Source organism: Escherichia sp. MOD1-EC7003 (genome assembly GCF_002965065.1).
In the GTDB taxonomy this organism is placed as follows: Bacteria; Pseudomonadota; Gammaproteobacteria; order Enterobacterales; family Enterobacteriaceae; genus Escherichia.
Map to the genome: position 1 here is coordinate 1 of NZ_PTRE01000043.1, position 1,605 is coordinate 1,605.

Sequence of the window (1,605 nt, forward strand, 5' to 3'; positions counted from 1 at the left end):
GTGGACACCACTTTGTCTAATTCGTCAGATTCTGACCAGACGGTTCAGGCTGTACGCTTACCAACAACTTACAGAAACTTAATTCTAATACCTAACACAGCTGTAATTCAGTTGTGTCGTGGTCGGCCGCGGTTACTTTTTTCAGGAAGCCTGCTACGGCCCAGAATAATACCGTGTTCTTTCTGATCTTGTTTAGCCAGGTAGCTGAGGGCGTAACGTAAGTCGTCTACCGCAGATTTATCACTATAGTGAATCACGTGATCGATACGCACCGGGTATTTATCTTTAGCCCGGCACAGGTGAAAATAACCATCCCCTTCCGTGATCCGCCTCCAGATATCTCCCAGTTGCCTGGATATCCGATAAGATTTCTTGTGACGTTGCCCATCCAGGTAACCGATAAAATGAATATGAAGTCCCTTGTTTTGTGTATATTCCATTACCCAGTAATATCCCGCCAACATCGATTGGGTTTCGCTAAGTAAGCGGTATATTTCCATACACATACTGTGCTTACAGCCATGACCAAAACTGGGCGTGTCTTTCCTGTAGGCAAAATCAATTCTGAAAGGTAACAGTTTAGAAAAACGTTGAAACAGACCTTCCATGTGTTCATTCACGTCTTTCAGAATCATGAAATCCATTTCGTAATTGGGATTAGCATTATACATTTTATAGTCCTTACTTTATAAAACTGACAGGAAAGTGGAATTACATAAATACTGAGAGTACAGAAACGCCGTACCGCGGCATTAATAAACGAGGTAACCAGCAGCACAGACAACCTGATAAAACTGTTTCGTATTACCTCATTACAGTAATAGGGTAATGATTCAGAATACAGTAAGACTCTCTTAAACTGAGGACCAGAACGAATTACAATAAAAAACACACCTCATATAATTGAGTTTAAGAAAGCACCATTCAATTACTTACAGGAAATAATCTGATCTTCACAAAAGTCAGCATTGAATAGCCACAGGCAACATCGCTATTAGTATTGCCGTACCATTAAGTAAAAACAGAGACTCTGCAGAGAGAGCCTACAGATATTTAATCTCACAATAAGAAGATTATTTCATACAGAAAAGATTATATTTACCCATAAACTGTAACGGAGCTATAACGTACGAACTAAAGACAATATACTCTAATAGTGTTCCGGTACGTAACTAGTGTTAAATACAAACCAGACATACATTTAGTGGATTAACTTTCTCAATATTACGCTATGAGTGTAGTAACATAATTTACACATAACTAAACCCCATACACCACCACACTGTAGTATATGGGGATAGACGCATTACGCACATACAGAATACTCAGCATAAAGAGGAGTGACATTACGATAAAAAGAGACAACATAACTCCCATTAATAAGTAAGCGGCTCGTCAGAACCGTATTGATATTTACTGAGAGCTCAGATCAACTTTCCAGGGCAACAGATCGCGTACCCGGTTTGCCGGCCAGTCCTGGATATGTTCAATGACGTAGCGCAGCCACTTTTCTGGCTCCACATTGTTCAGACGGCATGTGCCGATCAGCGAGTACAACACCGCCGCATGTTCACCACCGCTGTCGGAACCCGCGAACATCCAGTT

Annotated in this window: 2 protein-coding genes; both read right to left on the bottom strand. The window is 41.0% G+C overall.

All coding sequences use genetic code 11. The annotated features are described in order from the left end of the window. Positions 1-107 precede the first annotated feature (107 nt). Complete coding sequence (locus tag A7090_RS08265) at positions 108-671, bottom strand: inovirus-type Gp2 protein (RefSeq protein WP_097477787.1); 564 nt, start codon at positions 669-671, stop codon at positions 108-110. A 742-nt stretch (positions 672-1,413) separates the two neighbouring features. Next, positions 1,414-1,605: transposase domain-containing protein (locus A7090_RS08270; RefSeq protein ID WP_000295637.1), on the bottom strand; the 192-nt coding region annotated here is incomplete at its 5' end.

Bases quoted from the DNA above. Each gene is read 5' to 3' on its own strand.
- A7090_RS08265 (WP_097477787.1), bottom strand. From the start codon at position 671: ATGTATAATGCTAATCCCAATTACGAAATGGATTTCATGATTCTGAAA.